The sequence below is a fragment of the Cupriavidus sp. SIMBA_020 genome, assembly GCF_046535395.1.
Classification (GTDB): Bacteria; Pseudomonadota; Gammaproteobacteria; order Burkholderiales; family Burkholderiaceae; genus Cupriavidus; species Cupriavidus campinensis.
Window position 1 is genome coordinate 1 of record NZ_JAWRWU010001599.1, and the last position, 238, is coordinate 238.

Annotated in this window: 1 protein-coding gene; it reads right to left on the minus strand. The window is 50.8% G+C overall.

Annotated features, from left to right (window positions below; translation table 11 throughout):
* Nucleotides 1–52 precede the first annotated feature (52 nt).
* Nucleotides 53–238 (minus strand): hypothetical protein (locus tag SB751_RS35000; protein ID WP_410749615.1); only part of this gene is annotated, 186 nt, incomplete at its 5' end.

The following is a 238-nucleotide window of genomic DNA, read 5'->3' on the forward strand; positions in this document are numbered from 1 at the left end:
CCTAAACGTAGAGCGCCATATACCGGGCCATATCTTCTATGCGCGATACAGACTATACCAGAACGGCGTCGATGTTTCCGGTGGCGCCCCAATCAGCGTTTTCAATGTAGGCGAAGAGGTGCCGACGGGTCGCGAAGAAGACCACGAAGAAACATTCCTCCCGCACATCCCAGTCTTTCACATCCCATACAAGTCTATCGATGACAGTTATTTCGGTATTGGCGGATTGGAGAAGATT